The sequence below is a fragment of the Phenylobacterium koreense genome, from assembly GCF_040545335.1.
Classification (GTDB): domain Bacteria; phylum Pseudomonadota; class Alphaproteobacteria; order Caulobacterales; family Caulobacteraceae; genus Phenylobacterium; species Phenylobacterium koreense.
The window spans coordinates 1,730,451-1,756,929 of the sequence record NZ_JBEPLU010000001.1; the positions used below are offsets into that span (position 1 = coordinate 1,730,451).

At 68.3% G+C, this 26,479-nt stretch carries 30 protein-coding genes; 15 read left to right on the top strand and 15 right to left on the bottom strand.

Annotation, left to right across the window (positions count from 1 at the left end):
• Positions 1 to 393: a lysozyme inhibitor LprI family protein gene (locus ABID41_RS08625; RefSeq protein WP_331930640.1), complete on the top strand. Its 393-nt coding sequence runs from the start codon at positions 1 to 3 to the stop codon at positions 391 to 393.
• On the opposite strand, the gene dnaQ is transcribed toward ABID41_RS08625, so the two are convergent.
• The 5 genes from dnaQ to ABID41_RS08650 are packed head-to-tail and all read right to left on the bottom strand — an operon-like array spanning position 390 to position 4,043.
• Entirely contained in the window at positions 390 to 1,097 is a 708-nt protein-coding gene (gene dnaQ / locus ABID41_RS08630) for a DNA polymerase III subunit epsilon (RefSeq protein WP_331930642.1), read from the bottom strand. The two genes, ABID41_RS08625 and dnaQ, sit on opposite strands and share 4 nt — an antisense overlap.
• 12 nt (positions 1,098 to 1,109) lie before the next feature.
• On the bottom strand, positions 1,110 to 1,742 hold the full coding sequence (gene coaE / locus ABID41_RS08635; RefSeq protein ID WP_331930644.1) for a dephospho-CoA kinase: 633 nt from the start codon (positions 1,740 to 1,742) through the stop codon (positions 1,110 to 1,112).
• Between the two features lie 17 nt (positions 1,743 to 1,759).
• On the bottom strand, positions 1,760 to 2,542 hold the full coding sequence (locus ABID41_RS08640; protein WP_435530002.1) for a shikimate dehydrogenase family protein: 783 nt from the start codon (positions 2,540 to 2,542) through the stop codon (positions 1,760 to 1,762).
• A gap of 56 nt (positions 2,543 to 2,598) precedes the next feature.
• Positions 2,599 to 3,198 carry a Maf family protein gene (locus ABID41_RS08645; protein ID WP_331929676.1) on the bottom strand — a complete coding sequence of 200 codons (600 nt, stop codon included), beginning with the start codon at positions 3,196 to 3,198 and terminating at the stop codon, positions 2,599 to 2,601.
• Entirely contained in the window at positions 3,195 to 4,043 is an 849-nt protein-coding gene (locus ABID41_RS08650) for a pyruvate, water dikinase regulatory protein (protein WP_331929674.1), read from the bottom strand. Before ABID41_RS08650 ends, ABID41_RS08645 begins: the two co-directional genes overlap by 4 nt.
• 514 nt (positions 4,044 to 4,557) lie before the next feature.
• On the opposite strand from ABID41_RS08650, the gene hemE reads away from it, so the two are divergent.
• The 4 genes from hemE to rho all read left to right on the top strand — a co-directional run bounded on the left by hemE (position 4,558) and on the right by rho (position 8,767).
• The gene (hemE, locus tag ABID41_RS08655; RefSeq protein WP_331929672.1) at positions 4,558 to 5,589 is read left to right on the top strand and encodes a uroporphyrinogen decarboxylase; all 1,032 of its coding nucleotides are present in this window, start codon (positions 4,558 to 4,560) and stop codon (positions 5,587 to 5,589) included.
• Positions 5,586 to 6,626 carry a ferrochelatase gene (gene hemH, locus ABID41_RS08660; protein ID WP_331929670.1) on the top strand — a complete coding sequence of 347 codons (1,041 nt, stop codon included), beginning with the start codon at positions 5,586 to 5,588 and terminating at the stop codon, positions 6,624 to 6,626. Before hemE ends, hemH begins: the two co-directional genes overlap by 4 nt.
• A gap of 2 nt (positions 6,627 to 6,628) precedes the next feature.
• Positions 6,629 to 7,090, top strand: coding sequence for a CopD family protein (locus tag ABID41_RS08665; RefSeq protein WP_331929668.1), 462 nt, complete (start codon positions 6,629 to 6,631; stop codon positions 7,088 to 7,090).
• Positions 7,091 to 7,345: 255 nt separating this feature from the next.
• Positions 7,346 to 8,767, top strand: a complete 1,422-nt coding sequence (gene rho / locus ABID41_RS08670) for a transcription termination factor Rho (RefSeq protein ID WP_331929666.1) — start codon at positions 7,346 to 7,348, stop codon at positions 8,765 to 8,767.
• Positions 8,768 to 8,891: 124 nt separating this feature from the next.
• Here rho and ABID41_RS08675 read toward each other — a convergent pair whose 3' ends face one another.
• Both ABID41_RS08675 and ABID41_RS08680 read right to left on the bottom strand, forming a co-directional pair.
• Positions 8,892 to 9,863 carry a quinone oxidoreductase family protein gene (locus ABID41_RS08675; protein WP_331929678.1) on the bottom strand — a complete coding sequence of 324 codons (972 nt, stop codon included), beginning with the start codon at positions 9,861 to 9,863 and terminating at the stop codon, positions 8,892 to 8,894.
• An 11-nt stretch (positions 9,864 to 9,874) separates the two neighbouring features.
• Positions 9,875 to 10,573: a dienelactone hydrolase family protein gene (locus ABID41_RS08680; RefSeq protein WP_331929664.1), complete on the bottom strand. Its 699-nt coding sequence runs from the start codon at positions 10,571 to 10,573 to the stop codon at positions 9,875 to 9,877.
• Positions 10,574 to 10,683: 110 nt separating this feature from the next.
• Between ABID41_RS08680 and ABID41_RS08685 the strand changes: the two genes are divergently transcribed.
• The 6 genes from ABID41_RS08685 to ABID41_RS08710 all read left to right on the top strand — a co-directional run bounded on the left by ABID41_RS08685 (position 10,684) and on the right by ABID41_RS08710 (position 16,609).
• Positions 10,684 to 10,935: a DUF6489 family protein gene (locus ABID41_RS08685; RefSeq protein ID WP_331929662.1), complete on the top strand. Its 252-nt coding sequence runs from the start codon at positions 10,684 to 10,686 to the stop codon at positions 10,933 to 10,935.
• Positions 10,932 to 12,266 (top strand): tRNA uridine-5-carboxymethylaminomethyl(34) synthesis GTPase MnmE, encoded by a 1,335-nt coding sequence (gene mnmE / locus ABID41_RS08690; protein ID WP_354297425.1) that lies wholly within the window; start codon positions 10,932 to 10,934, stop codon positions 12,264 to 12,266. Before ABID41_RS08685 ends, mnmE begins: the two co-directional genes overlap by 4 nt.
• A 162-nt stretch (positions 12,267 to 12,428) precedes the next feature.
• Positions 12,429 to 14,279: a tRNA uridine-5-carboxymethylaminomethyl(34) synthesis enzyme MnmG gene (gene mnmG / locus ABID41_RS08695; RefSeq protein WP_331930890.1), complete on the top strand. Its 1,851-nt coding sequence runs from the start codon at positions 12,429 to 12,431 to the stop codon at positions 14,277 to 14,279.
• Positions 14,257 to 14,919, top strand: a complete 663-nt coding sequence (gene rsmG, locus ABID41_RS08700; RefSeq protein ID WP_331930888.1) for a 16S rRNA (guanine(527)-N(7))-methyltransferase RsmG — start codon at positions 14,257 to 14,259, stop codon at positions 14,917 to 14,919. Before mnmG ends, rsmG begins: the two co-directional genes overlap by 23 nt.
• 7 nt (positions 14,920 to 14,926) lie before the next feature.
• The gene (locus ABID41_RS08705) at positions 14,927 to 15,718 is read left to right on the top strand and encodes a ParA family protein (protein ID WP_331930894.1); all 792 of its coding nucleotides are present in this window, start codon (positions 14,927 to 14,929) and stop codon (positions 15,716 to 15,718) included.
• 9 nt (positions 15,719 to 15,727) lie between these two features.
• Positions 15,728 to 16,609 (top strand): ParB/RepB/Spo0J family partition protein, encoded by an 882-nt coding sequence (locus ABID41_RS08710; RefSeq protein ID WP_331930886.1) that lies wholly within the window; start codon positions 15,728 to 15,730, stop codon positions 16,607 to 16,609.
• A 197-nt stretch (positions 16,610 to 16,806) separates the two neighbouring features.
• On the opposite strand, the gene holA is transcribed toward ABID41_RS08710, so the two are convergent.
• From holA to ABID41_RS08730, 4 genes are all read right to left on the bottom strand, one after another.
• Positions 16,807 to 17,859 carry a DNA polymerase III subunit delta gene (gene holA / locus ABID41_RS08715; RefSeq protein ID WP_354297426.1) on the bottom strand — a complete coding sequence of 351 codons (1,053 nt, stop codon included), beginning with the start codon at positions 17,857 to 17,859 and terminating at the stop codon, positions 16,807 to 16,809.
• 12 nt (positions 17,860 to 17,871) lie between these two features.
• A complete protein-coding gene (lptE, locus tag ABID41_RS08720) occupies positions 17,872 to 18,369 on the bottom strand; it encodes an LPS assembly lipoprotein LptE (protein WP_331928109.1) in 498 nt (165 codons plus the stop codon).
• 6 nt (positions 18,370 to 18,375) lie between these two features.
• Positions 18,376 to 20,961, bottom strand: coding sequence for a leucine--tRNA ligase (gene leuS, locus ABID41_RS08725; protein WP_331928107.1), 2,586 nt, complete (start codon positions 20,959 to 20,961; stop codon positions 18,376 to 18,378).
• A 105-nt stretch (positions 20,962 to 21,066) separates the two neighbouring features.
• The gene (locus ABID41_RS08730) at positions 21,067 to 21,552 is read right to left on the bottom strand and encodes a DUF3576 domain-containing protein (RefSeq protein WP_331928105.1); all 486 of its coding nucleotides are present in this window, start codon (positions 21,550 to 21,552) and stop codon (positions 21,067 to 21,069) included.
• A gap of 259 nt (positions 21,553 to 21,811) precedes the next feature.
• On the opposite strand from ABID41_RS08730, the gene ABID41_RS08735 reads away from it, so the two are divergent.
• The gene (locus ABID41_RS08735; protein WP_331928103.1) at positions 21,812 to 22,189 is read left to right on the top strand and encodes an NtrZ family periplasmic regulatory protein; all 378 of its coding nucleotides are present in this window, start codon (positions 21,812 to 21,814) and stop codon (positions 22,187 to 22,189) included.
• Positions 22,190 to 22,243: 54 nt separating this feature from the next.
• On the opposite strand, the gene ABID41_RS08740 is transcribed toward ABID41_RS08735, so the two are convergent.
• Complete coding sequence (locus ABID41_RS08740) at positions 22,244 to 22,774, bottom strand: thiamine phosphate synthase (RefSeq protein ID WP_354297427.1); 531 nt, start codon at positions 22,772 to 22,774, stop codon at positions 22,244 to 22,246.
• Positions 22,775 to 22,853: 79 nt separating this feature from the next.
• Between ABID41_RS08740 and ABID41_RS08745 the strand changes: the two genes are divergently transcribed.
• Positions 22,854 to 23,510, top strand: a complete 657-nt coding sequence (locus ABID41_RS08745) for a YggS family pyridoxal phosphate-dependent enzyme (protein WP_331931409.1) — start codon at positions 22,854 to 22,856, stop codon at positions 23,508 to 23,510.
• 18 nt (positions 23,511 to 23,528) lie between these two features.
• Here the strand turns inward: ABID41_RS08745 and ABID41_RS08750 are convergent, their stop codons facing one another.
• Complete coding sequence (locus tag ABID41_RS08750; protein ID WP_331931403.1) at positions 23,529 to 24,035, bottom strand: L,D-transpeptidase family protein; 507 nt, start codon at positions 24,033 to 24,035, stop codon at positions 23,529 to 23,531.
• Between the two features lie 58 nt (positions 24,036 to 24,093).
• Between ABID41_RS08750 and ABID41_RS08755 the strand changes: the two genes are divergently transcribed.
• Together ABID41_RS08755 and ABID41_RS08760 are read left to right on the top strand one after the other, a co-directional pair.
• Positions 24,094 to 24,780 (top strand): response regulator transcription factor, encoded by a 687-nt coding sequence (locus ABID41_RS08755; RefSeq protein ID WP_331931407.1) that lies wholly within the window; start codon positions 24,094 to 24,096, stop codon positions 24,778 to 24,780.
• Between the two features lie 23 nt (positions 24,781 to 24,803).
• Entirely contained in the window at positions 24,804 to 25,268 is a 465-nt protein-coding gene (locus ABID41_RS08760; RefSeq protein ID WP_331931401.1) for a hypothetical protein, read from the top strand.
• A gap of 40 nt (positions 25,269 to 25,308) precedes the next feature.
• Here the strand turns inward: ABID41_RS08760 and ABID41_RS08765 are convergent, their stop codons facing one another.
• Together ABID41_RS08765 and ABID41_RS08770 are read right to left on the bottom strand one after the other, a co-directional pair.
• Positions 25,309 to 25,524 carry a hypothetical protein gene (locus ABID41_RS08765; protein WP_354297428.1) on the bottom strand — a complete coding sequence of 72 codons (216 nt, stop codon included), beginning with the start codon at positions 25,522 to 25,524 and terminating at the stop codon, positions 25,309 to 25,311.
• Positions 25,514 to 26,320: an exodeoxyribonuclease III gene (locus tag ABID41_RS08770; protein WP_331931399.1), complete on the bottom strand. Its 807-nt coding sequence runs from the start codon at positions 26,318 to 26,320 to the stop codon at positions 25,514 to 25,516. The genes ABID41_RS08765 and ABID41_RS08770 overlap by 11 nt, the downstream gene beginning before the upstream one ends.
• Positions 26,321 to 26,479 lie beyond the last annotated feature (159 nt).

The window sequence follows — 26,479 nt, forward strand, 5'->3', positions numbered from 1 at the left end:
ATGCGGCCGATGATCCTCGCCGCCGGCGCGGCGCTGAGCTGGGCGATGGCTGCGCCCGGGCTGGCCGATCCAGCCTATGACGCCTGCATCGGCGCCAGCAACGACAACGCTTCATGGTCGCGGTGCGGAGCGGATCTGATCAAGCGCGAGGACGACCGGCTGAACGCCACGTGGAAGAAGGTCTACGGGCTGACCAGCGGCCGGACCAGGACCGACCTACTGGCCGAGCAGCGGGCCTGGATCAGCTTCAAGGACAAGGCCTGCCGGTTCTATGCGAACGGCGACCAAGGCCGCGAGGGGCAGGTGCTCAGCTATCCGATGTGCCAGGCGCAGGTCATCGGCGACCGCACCCGGCAGTTGGAAGCCATCGGGTCGCAGATCGGCCCGCGCTAGAGGCCGAACTTGCCCCAGAGCTCCTCGTTCTTGACCACCTCGCGCATGAACTTGGCGTGCAGTTCGCGTTCGGCCTCGGTCGAGCGGAAGGGCAGGGGGCGCGGCCGGGCGCCGTAGGCGGCGGCCCTGGCCACGGCGACCGCCTGCGCGGCCATGGCGTGGGTGGTGAGCTCCAGGCTGAGCGCGCGGCCGCCCTTCAGCTCCAGATAGACGGCGGCCAACAGGCGGGCGTCGATCAGCGCCCCGTGCTTCTCGCGCTCGCTGAGCGAGATCTTGAAGCGCTTGCAGAGCGCGTCGAGGGAGTTGTGCATCCCCGGGAAGCGCTTGCGGGCCAGGGCCAGGGTGTCGATCCAGCGCTCTTCGGGCAGCGGGGCGACGCCGAGGACCTCCAGCTCGTAGTTCACGAAGGTGCGGTCGAAGGTGGCGTTGTGCGCGATGATCGGGGCGTCGCCGACGAAGTCCAGGAAGTCCTGGTGGATCTCCTTGTCGCGGAACTTCGGCTTGCCGGCGAGGAAGGCGGCTGAGAGGCCGTGCACCTTCTCGGCCTCGGGCGGCATGTCGCGCTCGGGGTCGATATAGACGTGGAAGCTGCGCCCGGTGGGCAGGTAGTCCTCGATCTCCAGGGCGGCCAGTTCGACCAGCCGGTGGCCGAGATGCGGTTCGAACCCCGTGGTTTCCGTATCCAGTACGATTTCGCGCGCCATGACCCTTACTTCTTACTGTTCGCGGCGGCCTTCAACAGCCCGGGCCGGTCTTCGCAGTGGATCGCGCATGGCGGCGATGATCTCGGTGACCTGCTCGCGAGCGGCCTCCAAGCCGCGGCCGGTGTCGACGATGAAGTGGGCGCGGGCGCGCTTTTCGGCGTCGTGCATCTGCCGCGCGAGGATGGCGTCCAGGCGCTCGGGCGTCATGCCGGGACGGGCGAGGACCCGCTCGCGCTGCTGCGCCTCGGGGGCGGAGACCACGACCACGGCGTCCATGCGGGCGTCGCCGCCGGTCTCGTAAAGCAGCGGGATGTCGAGCACGACCATGTCGGCCTTGGCGGCCTCGGCGGCCTCGAAGAACTTGACCCGGTCGGCGCCGACCAGCGGATGGACGATCGCGTTCAGCCTAGTCATGGCCGCGTCGTCGCCCAGCACCCGCTGGCGGAGGGCCTCGCGATCCACCGCCCCGTCCTTGGTGACGCCGGGGAAGGCCGCTTCCAGCGGCTCGACCGCCGCGCCGCCCTTTTCATAGAGATCGGCCACCGCGGCGTCGGCGTCGTAGACCGGCACGCCGGCCTCGCGGAACATCTTGGCCGTGGTCGACTTGCCCATGCCGATGGAACCGGTGAGGCCGATGATGAGCATGTGGTTCTCCATTAGGCTCACAGCCCCAGCGCCTCGATCGCCAGGCGGCGGACGTCCACCGATTTCGGCGGGGTCTGGCCGAAGAAGTATTCGAAGCTGGGGATGGCCTGGCCGATGAGCATGGCCAGCCCGTCGACGGTGCGGCGGCCATGGGCCTGCGCCTGGGCGAGAAAGGGCGTCTTCAGCGGCTTGTAGACCATGTCCATCACCACCGCGCCTGCGGGCGTAGCCTCGATCGGAACCTCCAGGCCGGCCGAACCGGAGAGGCCCGCCGAGGTGGCGTTGACCACGGCGACGGCGCCGTCGAAGGCCGCGGCGACGTCCGAGAGCGGGAAAGCGCGGGCGCCGAGGCCATCTGCGATCTCCTGAGCGCGGGCCAGGGTGCGGTTGACGATGCGCACCTCCGGGCCGCCGGCCTCGACGAAGGCAGCGACCGCGCCGCGGGCCGCGCCCCCGGCGCCCAGGACGACCACCGGGCCGCCGGCCGGATCGAAGCCCGGCGCCTGTTCGGCTAAGGCCGCCAGCATGCCCAGCCCATCGGTGTTGTCGGCCAGGATCGAGCCGTCCTCGCGGAAAACCAGGACATTGGCGGCCTGGGCGGCGCTGGCGCGGAAGGTCGCCTCGTCAGCCAGGGCCAGGGCCTCCCCCTTGAAGGGGAGGGTGACGTTGAGGCCAGCCACCGAGCCGCCGCGCAGGGACTCGGCGAAGGCGCGGAAGCGGCCAGGCTGGGTGGAGAACGGCGCGTAGATCCCGTCGATCCCGGCCGCCGCCAGCCAGGCGTTGTGCAGAATCGGGCTCATGGAATGGGTGATGGGCAGGCCGACGACCCCGGCCACCCGCGTCGCGCCGGTGATGCTCACGTGGCCAGGGCTCCATGACGGCGGAGCAGCTCCAGCAGGCCCATCAGCGGCAGGCCGAGGATGGCGAAATAGTCGCCCTCGATCTTCGAGAAGAGCTGCGCGCCCGGCCCTTCCAGCCGATAGCAGCCCACCGAGCCGAGGGCCTGGTCGCCCTCGGTCCGGAGATAGTGGTCGAGGAAGGCGTCGGAGAAGTCGCGCATGGTCAGAGTGGCGGTCACCACCTCGCGCCAGATCGGCGCGCCGTCCTTGGCGACCACCACGGCCGAGTGCAGCTTGTGGGGCTTGCCGCGCATGGCCTTCAGGCGCTCGGCGGCGGCGTCCAGGTTCTCCACCTTGTCATAGAGACGGCCTTCGAACTCCAGGGTCTGGTCCGAGCCGATGACGAAGCCGGGCCGGCCTTGCGAGACCTTCAACGCCTTGATCTCCGCCAGGGCGTCGGCGACCTCGCGGGCGTCCGCGCCCTGGGCGAGCATGGCGGTCTTCACGGCGTCCTCGTCGACGCCGGCGACCGAGACCTCGAACGGGACGTCCGCGCCGGTCAGCACGGCGCGTCGGGCCGCGCTCTTGGAGGCGAGGATGATCGGGGAGGCGGTCATCCCAGCACCTCCACCTGGCCGTGGCCGCCGTGCAGCAGGTTCATCACCGCGGCGGCGGTCTCCTCGACGCTGCGGCGGGTGACGTCGATCACCGGCCAGCCCTGGCGTTCGTAGAGCCGCCGCGCCTTCACCGTCTCCTCGCGCACCGCCTCGATGTCGATATAGCTCGACTCCCGGTCCTCCTTGAGACTGAGCAGGCGGTTGCGGCGGATCTGGATCAGCCGGTCGGGAGAGATGGTCAGGCCGACGACCAGTGTGTTCTTCAGGTCGAACAGTTTTTCCGGCGGCGGCCGGGTCGGCACCAGCGGCACATTGGCCGCCCGGATCCCGCGATGGGCCAGATAGATGCAGGTCGGGGTCTTGGAGGTGCGCGAAACGCCGACCAGCACCACGTCGGCCTGTTCCAGGTCCTGGCCGCCCTGGCCGTCATCGTGGCCAATGGCGTAGTTCAGCGCGTCCATGCGGTTGAAATAGTCGTTGTCCATGGCGTGCTGGACGCCGACCCGCCGGCTGATCGAGGCGCCGAGATAGCGTTGCAGCGAGGAGACCAGCGGGTCGAGAGCGGCGATGCACGGCATGTCCAGCCGCCGCACGCCCTCTTCCAGGCCCGCCCGCAGCGCGTCGTCCACAATGGTGTGGATCACCACGCCGGGCGCTTCGGCGATGTCCATCAGGGCGCGCTCGAGCTGCCGGGGCGAGCGGACCAGGGCGTAGATGTGCTCGATCGGCAGCACATTCTCGAATCGGGCGCACACCGCCCGCGCCATGGCGTTCAGCGTTTCCCCGGTGGAATCGGACACCAGGTGGACGTGGAAGTAGGTCGCAAAGCGCTGGGTGGCGGTCATCAAGCCTTGGGCCGGTCGTAAAGGGGAAATTTCAGGAGCAACGCCGGAAACTTGGGGATGGAAGAGTCGAAACCTTCTTAACGAAGTCGGACTGGTTTGGGGAATAGCGCACGGCCGGCGGACGCGCCTGTGCAAAGCCGGGATGAATGCCGAGGTTTGACCGACGTTCCTCCACGCCCCCGAGTGTTAATTTAACCTTAACGCGACGGGCCGGCGGGTTAACGCGAACGAGTCCGGTTCGATCACGGCCCGGCCCACTCTTAACCTTTGTGGCTTTGCCTTGCGCAACAACAGCTTGCAGCGATCTCCCCGCTATCCACAGGCGATGGATCGACAAGGGAGAAAACCCCGGCCGGCGTGTTGATAAGGCGTTAACGGACCGAAGGGCCGGCCGGTTTTCCCCAGTCATCCACGGCCCTACTTCAACCCTCACAACCTTCTTTCAAAAATCTAGAGATGAAGAAGGGCGGACCCTGGGCTTGAGAGTTCGCCCGTTAGGCGGTTTAACGAGGCCATGTCGGAAGCTTCGAAACCGCGCCTCCTGCGGGCGCTTGCGGGCGAAACCCTTGATCGGCCGCCGGTCTGGTTCATGCGTCAGGCAGGGCGGTCCCTGCCGGAATACCGGGAGCTGCGGACACGCGCCGGGGACTTCATCTCGTTCTGCCACAATCCAGAGATGGCGGCTGAGGCGACCCTACAGCCGGTGCGGCGATTCCCGCTGGATGCGGCGATCGTCTTTGCGGACATCCTGTTGATCCCCCGGGCGCTGGGCCAGGACGTCTGGTTCGAGACCGGCGAAGGCCCCCGGCTTGGCGAACTGCCGCCGATCGAGGCTCTGGCCGATCAGATCGAAGCCTCGACCGGCCGGCTGGCCGACATAGGCGAGACGCTCAGCCGCGTGCGCGCCGAGCTCGACCCGGAGAAGGCGCTGATCGGTTTTGCCGGCGCGCCGTGGACGGTGGCGACCTACATGCTGGAGGGCCGCGGCTCGCAGCGCGAGGCTGCCCGCACTTACGCCTACCAGCACCCCGAGAAGCTGGACGCCCTGCTGGATGTGCTGGTGGAGTCCACTGCGCGCTACCTGGTGATGCAGGCCAAGTCCGGCGCCCAGGTGCTGAAGCTCTTCGAGAGCTGGGCCGAGAACCTGGCCGAGGACGTATTCGAGCGTATCGTAATCGGCCCGCACAAGGCGATCATCGAGAAGGTTCGCGCCGCCGGCGTCGACGTTCCGTTCATCGGCTTTCCGCGCGGTGCCGGGGCGCTGGTGGAGAATTACGCCGCCCAAGTCCCGGTCCAAGCGGTCGGCCTCGACACCCAGGCTTCCGCAGCGATGGGACGGAGGATCCAGGCTGGCGGCAAGACGATCCAGGGCGCCTTGGACAATCTGCTGCTGCGGGCCGGCGGACCTGCGCTGGACCGGCGCATTGACGCCCTGATCGAGCAGTGGAACCAAGGTCCCTATATCTTCAACCTCGGACATGGTGTGATGCCAGACACCCCGATCGAGCACATCGACCGCGCCGTCCGGAGAGTGACCGGCAAGTGAGCAAGCTTGCCGTCGTTCTCTTCAACCTTGGCGGCCCCGATGGTCCCGAGGCGGTAAAGCCGTTCCTGGAGAACCTTTTCAAGGATCCGGCGATCATCGGCCTGCCGGGCTTCCTGCGCCTGCCGCTGGCGAAGCTCATCGCCACGCGCCGGGAAGAAACGGCCAAGGCGAATTACGCGATCATGGGCGGGGCCTCGCCCCTGCTGCCGGAGACCACGCGCCAGGCCGCGGCTCTGCAGGAAGCGCTGTCGGCCGCGAGGCCGGATCTGACCGTGCGGGTCTTCATCGCCATGCGGTACTGGAAGCCGTTCGCTGATCAGACCGCGAAGGAGGTCGCCGCGTTCGCGCCGGACGACCTGGTTCTGCTGCCGCTCTATCCGCAATTCTCCACGACGACGACGGGCTCGTCCCTGAAGGATTGGGCGCGGGCCTACCGCGGCCCTGGCCGGCCGCACACCGTCTGCTGCTATCCCGAGGCCCAGGGCCTGGCTGAAGCCCACGCCCGCGCGATCAGCCAGATCTGGCTGAAGGCCGGTCGGCCGGCCGATGTGCGCCTGCTGTTCTCGGCCCACGGCCTGCCGCAGAAGGTGGTCGACGGCGGTGATCCCTACCAGGTCCAGGTCGAGGCCACCGCCCGGGCCATCGCCGCGCGGGTGCCTGAGCTGACCGACTGGAGCATCTGCTACCAGAGCCGAGTCGGCCCGCTGAAATGGCTGGGCCCGTCCACTGTGGACGCCGTGCGCCAGGCCGCCGCCGACGGCAAGGGCGTGCTGATCTGTCCGGTCGCCTTCGTTTCCGAGCATGTGGAGACGCTGGTCGAGCTGGACCACGAATACGCCGTGCTCGCCAAGGAGCTGGGGGTCAGCCCCTATTTGCGGGCGCCGACGCCGACGACCGACGCCTCCTTGATCGACAGCTTCGTGCAGGCGAGCCTTGAAGCCCTGGAGCGCGGGCCGGGGGCTGCGCCCTTCGGGCCTTGGCTTTGCCCGCCGAGCCATGGAAAATGCGCCTGCCAAGGCAAGGCGGGGGGAGCCTGACGATGAATCATTTCGACCTGTTGCGCGGCCTGCACATCATTGCGGTGATCGCCTGGATGGCCGGGATGATGTACCTGCCCAGGCTCTTCGCCTATCACACCGAGACGGCGCCTCCAGGGACGGAGTTCGACAAGCACTTCCTGGTCTGGGAGCGCAAGCTCCTGAAAATCATCATCAATCCGTCGATGATCCTGGTGTGGATCCTGGGCGTCGGCCTGATCCTCTATCACGTCTATGCGGTCGGCGAGGGCTGGGCCTTCCTGCTGCAGCCCTGGATGATGGTGAAGCTGGCCGCGGTGCTGTTCATTTCCGGCTGGCACGGCTTCCTGGCCGGGTCCTACAAGAAATTCCTGGCCGGTCAGCGCCCGAAGTCGGCGAAGTTCTGGCGCGCCACCAACGAGCTGCCCTTCCTGGCCGCGGTGGTCGCCGTGTTGGCCGTCACTCTTCAATTCGGCCAGCGCTGACCCTATCTGCTTGACGGCTCCCCTGATCGGGAGCCGTGAGCGACGCCAGGCCACGCTTGACCGCAAGCCGCGCATGTGGTTCCGCTGACCGCACGTGGAGTCGCGCCGCGAAGCCACGCCCCGCCTTATCCGTGCGCCGCGCTGAATGCTGCGGCCCGGTCCCAAGACATTCCCACCGGCGCGCACCCCGCGCCATGTCGAGATTCTCCCGGCGCCCGAGCTCCGTTCGGTCGCCCGTGCTTTCAGAGTAAACCCATGAGCGAAGACACCCCCGCCCCGACCGACGAGACCCCGGTCGACGCCGCCGAAACCCCGGTCCTCGAGGAGGCCCAGGTCGAGGCGGTCGCCGAAGCCGACGAAGAGGAGGACGAAGGCCCGTCCGAAGTCGCCCAGGCCATCGCGGCCATGGGCCTGACTCGCATGTCGCTGCAGGAGCTGAAGGACAAGTCGCCGGCCGACCTGCTGTCCTTCGCCGAAACCCTGGAGATCGAAAACGCGAACTCCATGCGCAAGCAGGACATGATGTTCGCGATCCTCAAGGCCTTGGCCGAAGAGGACGTCCAGATTTCCGGCTCCGGCACCCTCGAGGTGATGCAGGACGGCTTCGGCTACCTGCGCTCGCCGGAGGCCAACTACCTGTCCGGCCCGGACGACATCTATGTGAGCCCCTCGCAGATTCGGAAGTTCGGCCTGCGGACCGGCGACTCCGTCGAGGGCGGCATCCGCGCCCCGCGGGAAGGCGAACGCTATTTCGCCCTGGTCAGCGTCGAGCAGATCAACTTCGAAGCCCCCGAGAACGTCCGCCACAAGGTCCTGTTCGACAACCTGACCCCGCTCTATCCCGACGAGCGGTTGAAGATGGAGATCGACGACCCGACCCTGAAGGACCGTACCGGCCGGGTCATCGACATCGTCGCCCCGCTCGGCAAGGGCCAGCGCTGCCTCATCACCGCCCCGCCGCGGGTCGGTAAGACGGTTATGCTGCAGAACATCGCCAAGTCGATCGAGACCAACCATCCCGAGTGCTACCTGATCGTCCTCTTGATCGACGAGCGCCCGGAAGAAGTGACCGACATGCGCCGCACGGTTCGCGGCGAGGTCGTGTCCTCGACCTTCGACGAACCGGCCACCCGCCACGTGCAGGTCGCCGAGATGGTGATCGAGAAGGCCAAGCGCCTGGTCGAGCACAAGCGCGACGTGGTGATCCTGCTGGACTCCGTGACCCGCCTGGGCCGCGCCTACAACACCGTGGTCCCGTCGTCGGGCAAGGTGCTGACCGGCGGTGTCGACGCCAACGCCCTGCAACGTCCGAAGCGCTTCTTCGGCGCGGCGCGGAACGTGGAGGAGGGCGGCTCGCTGACCATCATCGCCACCGCCCTGATCGACACCGGCAGCCGGATGGACGAAGTCATCTTCGAAGAGTTCAAGGGCACCGGTAACTCGGAAATCATCCTGGACCGCAAGGTCGCCGACAAGCGGATCTACCCCGCCGTCGACGTCATCAAGTCGGGCACCCGGAAGGAAGACCTCATCACCCCGAAGGAGCACCTGCAGAAGACTTACATCCTGCGGCGCATCCTCAACCCGATGGGCGCGCAGGACGCGATCGAGTTCATGCTCGACAAGCTGCGCCAGTCGAAGAACAACGACGACTTCTTCCAGTCGATGAACACCTGAGCCTCGGCGACATCGTCGGCGAAGGAGAAGGGCCCGCAGATCCTGCGGGCCCTTTGCTTATGGAAGCGCCTGATTTTCCAGGTGTTTCACGTGAAACGCCGTCCGAATAGATCCCCGGAGAGGATCAGGGGATAAGCAGGCTGGCGCCGACGGTTTCCCGGCCGTGAAGGGCTTCGTGAGCGGTCTTGGCCTGGGTGAGGCGGAAGGTCTGGCCGATCTCGATCTTCACCGCGCCGGACTTGATCACCTCGAATAGGGCGCCGGCGCTTTCATCGAGCTCCTGGGTGGTGACCTGATAATCGCCCATGGTCGGGCGGGTGAAGAACAGCGAGCCGGCCCGCTGCAGACGCGCAGGCTCGAAGGCGGGGACGGGGCCCGACGCATTGCCGAAGCTGACGAAGAGGCCACGGCGCGCAAGGCTGGCCAGGGTGCCTTCGAAGGTCGCAGCGCCGACGGAATCATAGGCCACCGGCACGCCGGCGCCGTCGGTGATGCGGCGAACCTCGGCGGCGACGTCTTGGTCGCGGTAGAGGATGACGTGATCGGCGCCGTGGGCCTTGGCGCGCCGGGCCTTGTCCTCCGAACCGGCCGTGCCGATCACCGTGGCGCCCAGGTGCTTGGCCCACTGGACGAGGATCGAGCCGACTCCTCCGGCGGCGGCGTGGACCAGGATCGTCTCGCCAGCTTTCACCGGGTAGCAGCGCCGCAGCAGAAACTCGGCGGTCATGCCCTTCAGCAGGGCCGCGGCCCCGATCTCGGCGCTGACCCCGTCGGGGAGCTTGACGGCGCGGTCGGCGACCACGGCGTGGTACTCAGCATAGGCGCCCAGCGGCCCGGAGGCGTAGGCCACCAGATCGCCGGCCTTGAAACGGGTGACGCCGTCACCGACCGCTTCCACCACCCCGGCGCCTTCCATTCCCAGGCGGGAAGGCAGCTTCACGGGGTAGAGGCCGGAGCGGTGGTAGGTGTCGATGAAGTTGACGCCGATCGCCTGTTGCTTGACCAGCACCTGGCCCGGGCCGACCGCGGGGACGGGGACCTCGGCGATCTCCAGGACATCAGGGCCGCCGGCTTGCTGGAAGATGATGGCTTTCATCAACTCGGGCATCACGCCTCCAGGTGCTGCTTGAAGAAGGCCAGGGTCCGGCCGTTGGCCAGCTTGGCGTCGCTCGCGTCGTAGTTCTCGCCGCCGATGCGGGCGAAGGCGTGGTCGCGGCCGGGATAGGTGTGGATGGCGATCTGCGGATGGTTCTTCAGTTGGGAGATGATCAGGGCCTGGGCTTCCTTCGGCACGAACTGATCCTGCTCGGCGATGTGCATCAGCAGGGGGTGGCCCAGCTTGTCGGCCTCGACCAGGTTCTTTTCGATCCCGACGCCATAGAAGGAGACGCTGGCGTCGGAGTCGGTGCGGGTCGCAGTGAGGAAGGCGAGCAGGCCGCCGAGGCAGAAACCGACCGCGCCGACCTTGCCGGTCGACTCCGGCAGGCCGCGGACGTGGTCGATGGTGGCGGCGATATCCTTCACGCCGGCGTCCACGTCGAACGCGTTGTAGAGCTCGAAGGCCTTCTTCCACTCGGCCTCGGACTGGTCGGTGATGTCGATACCGGGCTCGATCCGCCAGAAAAGGTCGGGGCACACCGCCAGGAAGCCGGCGGCGGCCAGTTCGTCGCACACGCCGCGCATCACCGCATTGACGCCGAAGATCTCCTGGATGACCACGATGGCCGGAGCCTTCGAACGGCTCGGGCGCGCCACATAGGCGGAGAACTGGCCGTCGTCGGTCTTGATGGTGGTGGTCTCGCCCATGGGCGTCTCCCGTCTTAAATCAAAAAGCCCTCGATCGCGTACTAGCCCGCCAGGCTAGGCTGCGCTCATAACAATGTGGTCAAGGACGGCTCGTCTGTAGAGGTTTGCCGATGAAAATGACGATTGAGATCGACTGCACGCCTCAGGAGGCGCGGGCCTTCCTGGGGCTGCCTGACGTCACGGCGGTCAACGAGAAGCTGGTCGAGGAGATGCAGAAGCGGATGAGCGCCAACGTCGCCATGCTGTCCCCCGACGAGTTGATGAAGAGCTGGGCCGCGTTCGGGGTCGGCGCCCAGGAGCAGTTCCGCAACCTGATGAACGCCGCGGTCGACGCCGGCATGGGGACGAACCGGCCTAAATGAGCGACACCATCTTTGCGCCCGCCACGGCTGCGGGTCGTGCGGCCGTGGCGGTCGTTCGCCTGTCCGGGCCGCAGTCGGCGAGGGCGGTCGCGGCGCTGGCCGGCAAGACGCCTCGGCCGCGCGAGGCGGCACTGCGGACCCTGCGCGCTTCCGACGGGGAGCCGATCGATCAGGCGCTGGTGCTCTGGTTCGAAGGCCCGGCCAGCTACACCGGTGAGGACTGCGCCGAGTTTCACGTGCACGGCGGCCCGGCCGTGGTCGCCAGGGTGATCGAGGCGCTGAGTTCGCTCGGTCTTCGCCTGGCCGAGCCGGGGGAATTCACGCGGCGCGCGTTCGAGAACGGCAAGCTCGATCTCGCGCAGGCCGAGGGTGTCGCCGACCTCATTGAGGCCGAGACCGAGGCTCAGCGGCGCCAGGCGCTCGACCAGCTCGGCGGCGCCCTGGGCCAGGCGCAGGCGCGCTGGCGCGATCATCTGATCGAGGCTCTGGCCATGTTCGAGGCCGCAGTGGACTTCCCGGACGAAGAGGTGCCCGCCGACGTCGCCGCAAGGGCTCGGCCGGTGCTGCGCGCTCTGATCGAGGAACTGGAGGACGCCCTGGCCGACGCACACCGGGGCGAGCGTGTCCGCGAGGGCTTCCGCATCGCCCTGGTCGGGGCGCCCAACGCCGGCAAGAGCACCTTGCTGAACGCCCTGGCGCGCAGGGAGGCGGCGATCGTCACCTCCACGCCCGGCACCACGCGTGACGTGATCGAGGTCCCGATGCGGTTCGCCGGCTACAAGGCGCTGCTGGCGGACACTGCTGGCCTGCGCGACACCCACGACGAGATCGAGGCCGAAGGGGTTCGGCGGGCCCGGGCCTGGGCGGACGAGGCGGACCTTCGGCTCTGGGTGGTGGACGGCTCAAGCGACGCCGCGCCGACGACGCCGGGCCTGCATCCGCACGACCTCTGCCTGATCAACAAGGCCGACCTGGAGCAGGGGGCCGAGACCGGTCACGCCCTGGTCGAGGCGCGGGCCCTGGGCGTCGAGGTGGTGCGGCTCAGTGCTTGGAAGCCGGATGACGTAGCCGCCCTGGAGAACGCGCTGGAGCGGCGGGTGGTCGACGCGCTGGCCGGCGCAGAGCTGCCGACCGCGACCCGGCTGCGCCACCGGGAGCTGCTGACCGAGGCGCTGGAGCGGCTGGGCCGAGCTCTGGTGCTCGAGGACGAGCTGGAACTGGCGGCGGAAGACGTGAGGCTCGCCGGTCGGGCGCTCGATCGGATCACCGGCCGGATCGATCCGGAAGACGTGCTCGACCGGGTGTTCTCCAGCTTCTGCATCGGGAAGTAGGGCGGCCGTTTCACGTGAAACATTGGGCAAGCGCAGGTCCCTTCTGTTTCACGTGAAACAACGCCGCCCGATTCCACCGGTGAAAAATCAACTGCTCTCCGCTATATAGAGCCCGACAGCGCCCCCGGCCTTCCGGGGGCGTCTTGCGTGGAGTGAGCGAGCGTGAGCGCCTGGGACGTCATCATCATCGGGGGAGGGCACGCCGGCTGTGAAGCCGCCGCGGCCTCCGCGCGCTTCGGCGCCAAGACCCTGCTGCTGACCCACAAGCTCGAGACCATCGGCGAGATGAGCTGCAACCCGGCCATCGGCGGCCTGGGGAAGGGCCATCTGGTCCGCGAGATCGACGCCCTGGACGGCCTGATGGGCCGGTTGGCGGACAGGGCCGGCATCCAGTTCCGGATGCTGAACCGCTCCAAGGGCGCGGCCGTGCGCGGCCCCCGCAGCCAGATCGACCGCAGACTCTACCGCCAGGCCATGCAGGCGGAACTCGCCGCGACCCCGAACCTGACCGTGGTGGCCGAGGCGGTGGAAGACCTCATCGTCCGCGACGGTGTGGTGCAGGGCGTGGTCGGCGCCACGGGGAACGAGTACCTGTCCGGCCGCGTGGTCCTGACCACGGGCACTTTCCTGAAAGGCCTGATCCACCTGGGCGACACGCGCGTGCCGGCCGGGCGGGTGGGGGACGCGCCCTCGATCGGGCTCTCGGACCGGCTCTACGCATCGGGCCTCAGCATGGGGCGGCTGAAGACCGGCACGCCGGCGCGCCTGGATGGGACGACCATCGCCTGGGACGGGTTGGAGATGCAGCAGGCGGACGAGCACCCCGTGCCGTTCTCGTTCCTGACCGACAAGATCACCACGCCGCAGATCGCCTGCGGCGTGACTTACACGAACGCCGAGACCCACAGGATCATCGCCGATCGCCTGACCGAGTCCGCCGTCTACGGCGGGCGGATCAGCGGGCGCGGGCCGCGCTATTGCCCGTCCATCGAGGACAAGGTGGTGCGGTTCTCCGACAAGGACAGCCACCAGATCTTCCTGGAGCCGGAGGGGTTGGACGACGACACCGTCTATCCGAACGGGATTTCGACCTCGGTCTCGGAAGAGACGCAGGACCTTTTCCTGCGCACGATCCCGGGCCTCGAGAACGTGCGGGTGAAGCGCTACGGCTATGCGATCGAGTACGACTATGTCGATCCGCGCGAGCTCTATCCGACCCTGGAAGTAAAGCGGCTGCCGGGGCTCTACCTGGCCGGCCAGATCAACGGCACCACGGGTTACGAGGAAGCCGGCGCCCAGGGCCTGGTGGCCGGGCTCAACGCGGCGCGCGCGGCCTCGGGCCTCGACGGCGCGGCCTTCGGACGGGATGAAGCCTATATCGGCGTGCTGATCGATGACTTGACGACGCGGGGGGTGACCGAGCCCTACCGCATGTTCACCAGCCGGGCGGAGTTCCGTCTGACCCTGCGCGCTGACAATGCCGACCAGCGCCTGACGGAGCAGGGCATTGCTCTCGGGGTGGTCGGTGTTTCACGTGAAACAGCCTATCGCGCCAAGGCGAAGGAACTGGCCCACGCCCGCAAGAGGGCGGGGGAGCTGACCCTGACGCCGGCCGCCGCCCAGAAGGCAGGCCTGCCAGTGAAGGCCGATGGAGTGGTCCGCGACCTGGTCCAACTCCTGGCCTATCCGACCATCGGCTTCGATGATCTGGCGAAGGTCTTCCCGGAAGCGACCGACTGGTCGCTCGCCGCCCGCGAGCAACTGGAGATCGACGCCGCCTATGCCGGCTATCTGGATCGCCAGGCGGCTGACGCCGCCGCCTTCCGCCGCGACGAGAACCTGCGGCTCCCGGCCGACCTTGACTATGCCGGGGTCGGCGGGCTCTCCAACGAGGTCCGGGAGAAACTGACCGCCGTGAAACCCCTGACCCTCGGCCAGGCGGCCCGCATCGAGGGTGTGACGCCCGGCGCCCTGACCGCCCTGCTGGCCCATGTCCGCCGCCGCGCAGCCTGAGCCCATGGTCATCGACGTCAACGACGCGGCTGCGTTCGCTACCGCCACCGGCTGCGACGCCCAGGCGATCGCCGACCTGGAGCGCTACCGGTCATACCTCGCCGAGTGGAACGAGAAGATGAACCTCGTGGGTCCGGCGACCCTCGACGTCTTCTGGTCGCGGCACGCCTGGGACTCCGCCCAGATCCTGCCGCTGGCGCCGGAGGCCAAGACCTGGGCTGATCTCGGCACCGGGGCGGGCCTGCCGGGCGTAGTGCTGGCGATCCTCGGCAAGGGCCGTCCGGATTTTCACGTGCATCTGGTCGACAGCCTGGCCAAGCGCTGCCGCTTCCTGTCGGAAGTGGTGACGGGCCTCGACCTGCCGGCGACGGTTCACAATTCTCGTGCGGAAGACTTGGCCCTGACTGTGGATATCGTCACCGCCCGGGCTTGCGCGCCGATGTCCCGCCTGCTGGGTTACGCACAGCCCTACCTCAAGCGGGGGGCGGTGGCCCTGTTCCTGAAGGGACAGGACGTTGCGTCCGAACTGGAAGACGCAGCCAGGACCTGGGATTTCGAGGCGGACGTGTCGCCCAGCCGCAGCGACGCCAGAGGCCAGATCGTGCGTGTGAGGAGACTCGGCCGTGGCCGGAAAAGCTAAGGGCAGTTTGCGGATCCTCGTCGTCGCCAACCAGAAGGGCGGCGTCGGCAAGACCACGACGGCGATCAACCTCGGCACCGCCCTCGCGGCGGTGGGCGAGAAGGTCCTGCTCATCGACTCCGATCCGCAGGGCAACGCCTCCACCGGCCTCGGCGTCGGCCGCGCCCAGCGCAAGGTCACGCTCTACGACGTGCTGATGGGCGAGCAGCCGGTGGCGGCCGCGGTGGTCGAGACCGCTTTGCCGGGGCTGGATCTTATCGCCGCCGACCCGGACTTGTCCGGCGTGGAGCTGGAGCTCGGCCAGCAGGCCCGCCGGTCGTTCAAGTTGCGCGACGCCCTGGAGCCGATCCGCCAGTCCGGCGACTACACCTATATCCTCATCGACTGTCCGCCGTCGCTGAACCTGCTGACGGTCAACGCCATGGCCGCGGCCGACGCCGTGCTGGTGCCCCTGCAGTGCGAGTTCTTCGCGCTGGAAGGCCTGACCCAGCTCATGCGGACCGTGGACCTAGTGCGCGGCAGCCTGAACCCCGGCCTGGAGATCCAGGGCGTGGTGCTGACTATGTACGATCGGCGCAACAGCTTGTCGGAACAGGTGGCGCGCGATGTTCGCGGCCATTTCGGCGATACCGTGTACGCCACGGTCATACCGCGGAATGTCCGGGTATCGGAGGCGCCGAGCTACGGCAAGCCGGTGCTGGTCTATGATCTCAAGTGCACAGGCTCGCAGGCCTATCTGAAGCTGGCGCGGGAAGTTGTGATGCGCGAGCGGGACCGCCGCGCCAAGGCGGCGGCGTAAGGGGGCGTCATGGTCGAGAAGCGTGGATTGGGCCGCGGGCTGTCGGCCCTGTTGGGCGACGTGGACGAGGCCAAAGTCGTCGCCGGGGCGCCTGTTGAAGAGGTTTCCGGGGTCCGCGAGGTCCCGATCGAGCTGATCCATCGCAACGCCGATCAGCCACGTTGGACATTTTCCGAGGCTGAGGTGGACGAGCTGGCCGCCTCGATCCGTGAAAAGGGGGTGCTGCAGCCGATCCTCGTGCGTCCGGCGCCGGGCCTGCCTGGCGAGTGGGAGATCGTCGCCGGCGAACGCCGCTGGCGGGCCAGCCAGAAGGCCGGGCTGCGGGTCATGCCGGTGCTGGTGCGCGAGCTGGACGACGTCCAGGTGCTTGAGATCGGAGTGATCGAGAATGTCCAGCGCTCGAACCTGAACCCGATCGAAGAGGCGGCCGCCTACCAGCAGCTCATCGAAAAGTTCAAGCGCACGCAGGAGGAGGTGGCCGAGAGCATCGGCAAGAGCCGCAGCCACGTGGCTAACACCCTGCGCCTGATGAACCTGCCGGAGGCGGTGCGAGCCTATGTGCTGGAGGGCAAGCTGACCGCCGGTCATGCCCGGGCCATACTGACCGCCGACGACCCGACGGCGCTGGCCGAGCAGATCATCGCCAAGGGCCTATCGGTCCGCGACGCCGAGAGCCTAGCCCGCGGCGGCGCCTCGTCGGCGAGCCGTCCGAAGGCGGCCGGCCGCAAGGCCGCCAAGGACACCGACACCCAGGCGCTGGAGGTCGACCTCTCCGAGGCGCTGGGGCTCGATGTCGAAGTGCTCGACAAGGGCGGGGTAGGGGAACTGCGCATCCGCTACGCGACCCTGGAACAGCTCGACGAGCTCTGCCGGAAGCTGACGCGGGTTTAAGGAAACCAGATCCTCCACCCTCTGGGGGAGCATCCGCTCAGATCCTGCTTCTCCCCACCCGGGGGGGGGTGATCTGTCGCTAACCTATTGATTTATAACGACTCGAAAACGAAATCGCGTTTCTGGCGTGGCGATCGTGCCTGGGGACGGTATGGCCGGTCTTCTTGCGCCACAGCGGCGATTTTGAAACCCGACTTTCAGAGCCCCAGACGCCTTGCGCGGCCGGCGATGGTCAACGCCAGGCGCTCGGCGATCAGGCTGTCGGGGGAGCTGGCGGTCTTGCAGGCCTTGTCGGCGGCGAGCACCTCCGGCTGCAGCCGGTCGAGTTCCTCCAGCGACCAGCTCCGGGCCTGACGAAGGAACTCGCGCTCCTGCTTCCAGAAGACGCCGGAAGCCTTGGCCGCCTCCTGCAGGCCGGCGCCGGACTTGGCGAGGGTGAGGGTGCGCCGCAGGCGTGCGAGGTACATGCTGATGGCGCGGATGGCCGCGGCGCCGGCCTCGCCCTCGGCGGCGGCGCGGCGCAGGCCGGCCTGGGCGTCGCCCAGGCGTCCGCCGAAGGCGTCGGCCGCGGCGTCGGAGAGGGAGGCCTCGGGCTCGACGCCCAAGAAGTCGTCGAGGTCCCGGGCGGTGGCGGTGCGGCCGCTGCCGGGTTCAAGATAGAGGGCCAGGCGTTCGATCTCCTGGCGGGCGACGCCGCGCTCCTTGGGCAGGCGGCCGACGAAGAGCTGCAGGGCCTGGGCGTCGAGGCCGACGCTGTCCTTGGCCAGCACCTCGCGCACCAGCCGCGCCACGTCGCCGGGCTCGTCCTCATAGCAGGGGATCGCCACTGCCTCGGGCGCCTTCTCGGCGGTCTTGCGCAGGGTGGACTCGCGCCCGAGGTTCCCCGCCTCGATCAGGAAGAAGGCGTCGGGGTTCAGCTTGCCGGCGGCGTGGGCGGCGAGCGCTTCGGCCACCTGCTTGTCCAGATTGGCTTTTTCGGTGGCGAAGCGCAGGCGGATCAGCCGGCGACCGCCCATCAGCGACTGGGCCGCAAGCTCGCCCTCCAGCCGGCCGCCGTCGGAATCAAGGTCGCCGTCGGTCAATAGGGCGACGTCGAACGGGTCGTCGAGATTGGGGGCGATCTTGACCGCAAGCTGTCCGCCGCGGTCGCGGACGACGCCGGTGTCGCGGCCATAGAGCAGGGCGGCGCGGATCGGCGGCTCGGGCTTGGCCAGGAAGCGCTCGATATCCGGCCGCTTGGAAAGGATCACGGCCGCCGGGCCCTAGGACCTGGCCTGGTTCGCCATCCAGGCCGCCACTTCGAGCTGGATCTTGCGCGCGCACTCGGCGGCGGCGCGGTCCTGGGCGTCCTGCTGGGCGGTGATGGAGGCGTAAGGCTGGTCGGCGCTGTCATAGGTGACCTGGGCCCGCGCGATGCCCCTCTTCACCGCCGCGCCGGTGCTGGAGGCCACCAGGGTGTAGTTGGCGGTCAGCACGTACTCGTAGCGCGTCGCCACATTGTCCACGCGCACGCCCCGGGGATAGCGCGTCTCGGAGACGGCCAGGTCCATGCGGTACTGGGGCGCTGCGCCCTTGTCGCGGGCCAGGGCGTCGTCCAGGTGCTCGCGGATGAGCTGCCCGGTGCGGCCGGGCGGCGTCATCACCTGAACCGAGGCGAGCTGCGCCGTCACCCCGGGGGTTCCGTAGAGGGGCGTGAAGCCGCAACCGGCGAGCCCCACGGCGGCGGCCAGGAGGACTGCAGAGACGACGGTGCGGTTCATGTCAGCTCACCCGGCGACGATGTTGACGATGCGGTCCTTGACGACGATCACCTTCTTGATCGCCAGGCCCTCAAGGCGCCGCGTGATCTCGGGATCGTCAAGCACGATCTTCTCAACCTCGGCCGGTTCCAGGCCGGCGGCCACCGAAATCTCGCCGCGGCGCTTGCCGTTGACCTGCACCGGCAGGACGCGCACCGCGTCCTGGGTCAGGGCGGCGTCGAACTCCGGCCAAGGCGCGGAGACCACCATGCCCTCGCCGCCGATCCGGGCCCAGGCCTCTTCGGCCAGGTGCGGGGTGAAGGGCGAGATCAGGCGAGCGAACACGGACAGGGCCTCGTGCCGCGCCGCGAGCACCGCGGGGGCCGCGCCCTCGGCGGGGAATTCCTTCAATTTGTTGAGGAATTCGTACATCCGCGCGATGCCGGAATTGAACCGGAAGGTCTCGATCGCCTCGGTGACGCCCTTGATCATGCGGTGGGTGACGGCGCGCAGCTCGTCGGCCTTGGGGTCGGCCGCCAGGGCAGGGGCGGGGCCGGCCGGCTGGCTGTCGAACTCGTTCCAAACCCGGTTGACGAAGCGCCAGGCGCCTTCGACCCCGGCTGCCGACCACTGGGTGTCGCGTTCCGGCGGGCTGTCGGACAGTACGAACAGGCGCGCGGCGTCGACGCCGTAGACCTCGAAGATCTCCTCCGGGGCCACGGTGTTGCGCTTGGACTTCGACATCTTCTCGACGTCGCCGATCACCAGCGGCTCGCCGGTCTGCAGGCTGCGCGCCAAGCGCTTGCCGCTCTCGGCCAGGATCTCGACCTCCTTGGGCTCCACCCACTCGCCGCTTTGCTTGCGGCGATAGGTCTCGTGGGTGACCATCCCCTGGGTGAACAGCCCCGCGAAGGGCTCGCGCACCGACAACATGCCCTCGTCGGCCAGGGCGCGGGTGACGAAACGGGCGTAGAGCAGGTGCAGGACCGCGTGCTCGATGCCGCCCACATACTGGTCGACCGGCAGCCAGTAGTCGGCCGCGGCCTTGTCGATCGGCGCCTGGGCCTCGGTGTCGGTGAACCGCGCGAAGTACCAGGAGGAGTCGACGAAGGTGTCGAGGGTATCGGTCTCCCGCGTCGCCGCCCCGCCGCACTCGGGGCAGGTGGTGTCCTTCCAGGTCGGGTGCCGCGCCAGGGCGTTGCCGGGCTTGGAGAAGTCCATGTCGTCCGGCAGCACGACGGGCAGTTGATCCTTGGGCAGAGCGACCACGCCGCACTTGGCGCAGTGGACGACCGGGATCGGGCATCCCCAGCCGCGCTGACGGGCCACCCCCCAGTCGCGCAGGCGGTAGACGGTGGCGCCTTCGCCCTGGTCCTGCTGCTCGATCTTGGCGATCGCCGCGGCCTTGGCGGCCTCGATCTCCAGCCCGTCCAGGAACTTGGAATTGAAGATGGTCCCAGGGCCGACATAGGCCTCATCGGCCACAGCGAAGGTCGCCGCGTCCTCGCCGGGCGGCAGGACCACCGGGTTCACCGGGAGGCCGTACTTGCGGGCGAAGTCCAGGTCGCGCTGGTCGTGGGCCGGGCAGCCGAAGACCGCGCCGGTCCCGTAGTCCATCAGGATGAAGTTCGCGATCCAGACCGGCAGGCGCCAGGTCGGGTCGAGCGGGTGGACCACGGTCAGGCCGGTGTCGAAGCCGATCTTCTCGGCGGTTTCGATCTCGGCTTCCGAAGCGCCGCCCTTGCGGCACTCGGCGATGAAGGCGGCGACCTTGGGATCGGCGGCCAGTTGTTCCGCCAACGGATGATCTGGCGCGACGCCCACGAAACTGGCGCCGAACAGGGTGTCGGGACGGGTCGTATAGACCTCCAGCCCGGCCTCGAAACCGGCCTGCGGCTGGCCGCCCCAGCCGAACTTCAGGCGCAGGCCCTTGGAGCGGCCGATCCAGTTCTCCTGCATCAGCCGGACCTTGTCGGGCCAGCGGTCGAGGGTCTTCAGGCCCTCGATCAGCTCCTCGGCGTAGTCGGTGATGCGCAGGAACCACTGGTTCAGCTTGCGCTTCTCCACGATCGCGCCGGAACGCCAGCCGCGGCCGTCGACCACCTGCTCGTTGGCCAGGACCGTCTGGTCGATCGGGTCCCAGTTGACGACGCTTTCCTTGCGATAGACCAGGCCGCGCTTCCACAGGTCCAGGAACCAGTCCTGCTGCTTGCCGTAATAGGCCGCGTCGCAGGTGGCGAACTCCCGAGACCAGTCGATCGACAGGCCCAGTTCCTTCAGCTCGGAGCGCATCTTGGCGATGTTGTCGTAGGTCCAGCCGCGCGGATCGACGCCGCGCTCCATGGCGGCGTTTTCCGCCGGCAGGCCGAAGGCGTCCCAGCCCATCGGGTGCAGCACGTTGAAGCCGCGAGCGCGCTTGTAGCGGGCGACGACGTCGCCGAGCGAATAGTTGCGCACATGGCCCATGTGCAGTCGCCCGGAGGGATAGGGGAACATCTCCAGGGCGTAGTATTTCGGCGTGCCGGGCTTGGGCGGCCCGGCGCGGAACACGTCGGCGTCGGCCCAGGCTTTACGCCACTTGGGCTCGGTCTCTTTCGGATTGTAGCGGGCCATGGGCGTCTTCGAAGGTTCAGAGAAATGACGGACGGCGCCGTTCGTTGCGCCGCCCCGGACTAGGAAGGCGCATCCTGGAGTCTTCGAATGCGCCCGGCTCGGGGCTTAGCCGATGTTCGACAGCCGAAGCTGCCGCGCCTTGGTAAGGATCGCGTTCTCGAGATCGGTCTCGGTCTGGCCGGCCGCCGGAGCGTCCACCCAGTTCCCGGTCGCGTCGCGGGTCTGCTTGAACACCGCGACGTTCAGGCCGTCGGCGCGCAGGCGTGAATCCAGGATGTAGACGGTGCACTTGAAGCGCTCGTCCGGCTTTTCCGGGTTCACGTACCAGTCCGTGATGACCACGCCGCCGTAAGGGTCGGCCGAGGCCAGCGGCATGAAGGACAGGGTGTCCAGCGTCGCGCGCCACAGATAGCCGTTCACGCCAATCGCCTGCTGGTTGGAGCTGGCGGTCGTTTCGGACTTGCCGCCGATGCCCAGGAAGCCGCCGGATTCCTTCCGGCCGCCGCTCGAGCAAGCCGCCAGGGCCGACAGGCTCAGCACGAGCACTCCGGTCGTCACGCCACGCACCAAATTACCGCGTACAAACGGCATTCATCGACTCCCAGTCGTTCTTCCGCGCCGGTTCGCGCCGCGGCGCCGCCCCCTTGCAGCCGCGCCCTCTATAACAATGCCCGTGGAACCGCCAAACAGGAATCGCGTGTCTCCGCCGCCACAGGCCGCGATGATCTGCCTGCGGGACGGGCAAAGCGGTGGCGGAGTCGGTTGACCTGAAGTCGCGGGGGACTTTAATCGCCTCAACGGTCACGCCGCTTCATGGCGCGGCCGGGGCTTAGGGGCCATATAGGTGGGTATGTCCAAGCGGTTGGTCATTTCGGCGATCGGCGCGGCGCTCCTCGCGAGCGGCGCTACGGCCGCCCATGCCCAATCGGCGGCCGGCAGATCCGCCGACTTCTCCGTGCGCAGCGAAGCTTCGACCAACGCCCAAGGCGGCAAGACGTTGAAGTGGGAGCGCAAGGGGCGCTGGGGGGTGTCGCTCAATCTCGATCAGCGGGACGAGCGCGGCACCCAATTGAACGACGTCCAGGCCGGGGCCTATTTCCGCGTCACGCCGAGCCTGCGGGTCGGCGGCGCCGTCGCCCTGGGCGAGGAAGAAAGCCCGACCTTCAAGAAGACCGAGCCGCGCGACGCTGCGCCGCGGGTTCGTCTCGAGACCGCCTTCAAGTTCTAGGGCGCGTTAGCCGAAAGCGTGTGCGTGCGGCTACGCCGCTCGAACCATCTGGCCCTAAAAGGCTCTGAGGGCTTCCACAGCCGCCAGTCCGACCAGGCCCGCAGGCAGCAGCCGGCGGGCTGTTTCGTCATTGACGCCGCCGAGCGCGTAGACCGGGCCGCCGGCGGCGCGGACCAGCCGGGCCAGGCGCAACGGGCCGATGGGCTCGCCCGCCGACGGGCTGCGTGAGGCAAAGATCGCCGAGACCACCACGGCGTGCGCCCCCGCCCCCAGGGCCCGCCGGGCCGCCAGCGGGCTGTGGGCGGCGCAGGTGACCAGCCAGCCGCGGCGCTTGAGATAGGGGATCCGGCCCGCCAGGCGCTCGGGCAGGTGGACCCCGTCCGCGCCGACCTCGGCCGCCAAGTCCTCGTCCGCGCCGATCAGCAGGCGGAGTTTCCGCGTCCGGGCGATCTGCAGGAGCTTGCGCGCCTGCGCCGCCGCCTCAGGGTCGCCGAAGGTCCGATAGACGATGGCCGAGCCAGGCGGCAGCCGCCGCGCCGCGGCCTCGATGTCCGGCGTCCGGTCGGGATCGGTGAAGAATAGCAAGGAAGGCAGGGGCTTTCGCGAGGAGGCTCGCCGCCCTATGGCTTGCGCCGTTCGCGCCAACGTCCAGAAGCTTGCCGAGATGACCGTTCCTCCCGCCCTCGCCGATGTCCTAGCCCGGATCGCCCGCGCCGCGAAGGCGTCCGGCCGCGCGGCTTCCGACGTGACCCTGGTGGCGGTGTCGAAGCAGCAGCCCTGGGAGGCCGTGCAGCCAGTCCTGGAGGCCGGGCAGAGGGCGTTCGGCGAGAACCGCGTGCAGGAGGCCATGGAGCGCTGGACGCCCCATCGCGAACGCATCGAACTGCGCCTGATCGGGCCGCTGCAGACCAACAAGACGCGCGAAGCGGTGGCCTTCTTCGACGTGATCGAGAGCCTCGACCGGGAGAAGCTGGCCCGAGTGCTGGCCGAGGAGGCTCGGAAGCAGGGCAAGGCCCCCAGGCTCTATGTCCAGGTCAACACTGGCGAGGAGCCGCAGAAGGCCGGGGTGACGCCTGCGGAGGCCGATGGTTTCATCGCCGCCTGCCGCACGACCTACGGCCTGCCGGTCGAGGGCCTGATGTGCATCCCGCCGGCGGCCGAGCCGCCCGGCCCGCACTTTGCGCTACTTGCCAAGATCGCGGCCCGCAACGGGCTTGCGAAGCTCTCCATGGGCATGAGCGACGATTTCGAAACCGCCATCCGCTTCGGCGCCACCAGCGTCCGCGTCGGCTCGGCCCTGTTCGGGGCTCGGGCGTACTAACGGGGGAGCATCCGACGCTCAGCCCTCGACGATCGCCACTGCGTCACCCAGCTTGGCGACGGCCAGCAGGTCCAGCATGTCTTCGCGCGAGAGCGCGACGCAGCCTTCGGTCGGGGCGTAGCCCGGTCGGGCCAGGTGCATGAAGATCGCCGAGCCGAGCCCTGGAACCGGCGGGTCGTCGTTGTGGGCCAGCACGCAGACCAGGTCGTAGACGTCGTCCTCGCGCCACATATGCTCGGCGCTGGCCGGATGCGGCAGCTTCACAGCGCGGTTGTAGGCCGGGTCGCCCGGCGCGTCGCACCAGCCGTCGTCGCGCTCCAGGGCCTTGGTCGGCAGGCCGGTCCTGGGCGCGCCGCCCTTGTCGGGCCGGAACAACACCCGGCGGATTGGCCAGGTCCCCAGCGGCGATTTGCCGTCGCCCTCGCGCTTGTCCTCCGCGGCGACGACCCCGCCCTTGCCTAGGGCGCAACGGGTCACGCGACCGTTCAACTCGAAGCGTCCATCTGACATCGCCGTGAAGATCATGGCCTAGGGGGTCTCCTCAGGTTGGCTCTTTTGCCCGATACGGTGCATGTTCGCGCTTATGGCTCAACGCAAGACCCTCCTCGTCGTCGACGACAACGAAGAACTCCGTGGCGCTATCGCCGAACAACTGCAGCTTTCCGAGGATTTCTCGGCCATCGAAGCGGCCACCGCCGGTGAAGGCGTCAAGGCGGCGGTCGAAAATCGTCCGGACCTGATCCTGCTGGATGTCGACCTGCCCGACATGAACGGCCGCGAGGCATGCCGGCAGATGCGTGAAAAGGGCGTCGCCGCTCCGATCATCATGCTCACCGCCGCCGATACGGACGAAGACCAGATCTCCGGCCTGGAATCCGGCGCCAACGACTACGTGACCAAGCCCTTCAAGTTCCAGGTACTGCTGGCCCGCATCCGCGCGCAACTGCGTAGCGCCGAGCAGTCGGAAGGCGCGGTCTTCCACCTGGGCGCCTACGAGTTCCGCCCCTCGGCCAAGATGCTGATCGACGCCAACCAGAAGAAGATCCGCCTGACCGAGAAGGAAACCAACATCCTCAAGTACCTCTACCGGGCCGGGGAAAAGCCGGTCTCGCGCGAGGAACTGCTGGCCGAGGTCTGGGGCTATAACGCAGGCGTCACCACACACACCCTGGAAACCCACGTCTATCGCCTGCGCCAGAAGATCGAGCCCGATCCGGGCAATGCACGGCTCTTGCTGACGGAGGCCGGCGGCTACAGATTGGCGCCCTGACGGATCGAACCTGGGGGCGGCCGATGGCGAAGAAGTGGACGGTGGGCCGGGCCTTCCCGCTGATGCTGGGGGCTGCGGTGCTGGTCGGCGTGGTCGTGGTCGGCCTCAGCAGCTACCAGCGCCGCGCCGTCGCGCTGGAGGCCTCCACCAAGGCAGCCAACCTCGCCGCCATCGACGGGCCGCCGTGCCCCAGCCTGACGGCCGCCGAGTTCGACGCCAAGCCCATCAAGCCGAAGAAGGCCTTTGTCTTCAACGAGGTCCGCTACGACCGCCGGTTCGGCCATGTCGACTGCAACACCGTGGCGGTCGGCAGGGGCAACGCCTATGAGCCGGTCTGCCAGTTCTCCAGCCCCGCCCTGCTGGCGGTGACCACGCGCAAAGGCCAGTTCTTCTTCGCGCCCGGCGTCGGCAAGCCGGTCACCATCATCACCCAGGATGGCACGCCGCGCTGCGTGATGGACGGGAACTTCCGGCCCGAGCTCTCTTGAGCGCCGAGCCGCCGATGCGGGCGGTCCTGATCGGGGCGAGTCACGCTACGGCGCGCTGCACCTGTTCCTGGACCATCTGGCCGCCGCCCTGGAAGGGCGCGGCTACGAGGTCGCGCTGATCGACGTGGTCGCCGAGACCGACCGGGCCGCCGCCTTCCGGCGGGAGGCCGCGCGACCCAGCGATTTCGTCTTCAGCTTCAACATCCTCGGCGACTATCGCGACCCCGAACGGGCGACAGCTCGATCTAGATTCCAAAATCCGCGCTGACCGGGGCGTGGTCGCTGGGGCGCTCCCATTCGCGGACGTCGTCGTGCACGCGGGCCGAGGCCGCGCCGCTACGGAAGGCCGCATCCCGCAGGCCCGGGGTCACCAGGATGTGGTCGAGCCGCAGGCCGCGGTTCGACTTGCGGAAGTCCGCCGCCCGATAGCTCCACCAGGAGAACAGCTTCTCCGGTTCCGGGATCGCCGCCCGCGGCAGGTCGAGAAAGTCGAGGCTGGACTTCAGCCTGGCGAAGGCCTCCAGCTCGATCGGGGTGTGGCTGACGATCTTCGACATCTGCTTGTGACTCCAGACGTCGAACTCGCCAGGCGCGACGTTGAGGTCGCCGACGATGGCGAGCGGCGCCTTGGGGTCGCGGCCCGCCATCTCGGCGGTAAGCTTCTCGAAGAAGTCCAGCTTGTGGTCGAACTTCGGGTTGACCTCGCGGTCGGGAATGTCGCCGCCGGCGGGGATGTAGAAGTTCTGGATTTCGACCCCTGCCACCTTGGCGCCGACACAGCGGGCGTGGCCTTCACGGCAGACCTGCAGCGGAGCGACGTCCTCGATCGGCAGGCGCGAGGCGATCGCCACCCCGTGCCAGCCCTTCTGGCCGGCGATCCTGATGTGCGGCAGGCCGACCGCCTCGAAGGCGGCGCGAGGGAACTCTCCCTCCTGGCATTTGATCTCCTGCATGCACAGTACGTCGGGCGCCTGCTCGTCGACGAAGCGGGCGACCTGCTCGACGCGAAGCCGGACGGAATTGACGTTCCAGGTGGAGAGGCGAAGGCGCATAGGGGCCGTACTTAAGGCTCTTCGGGCAAAAAGAAACGCCCGGGCACTGGAGAAGCCCGGGCGTGAAGTGTGTCTCTCATGCCGCCGCCGGGAGGGGATAGGGTCCGGCACGGAAAGGGCGCGCGATCGCGCAGGCCCAATGTGGCTTTAGTGCCACGG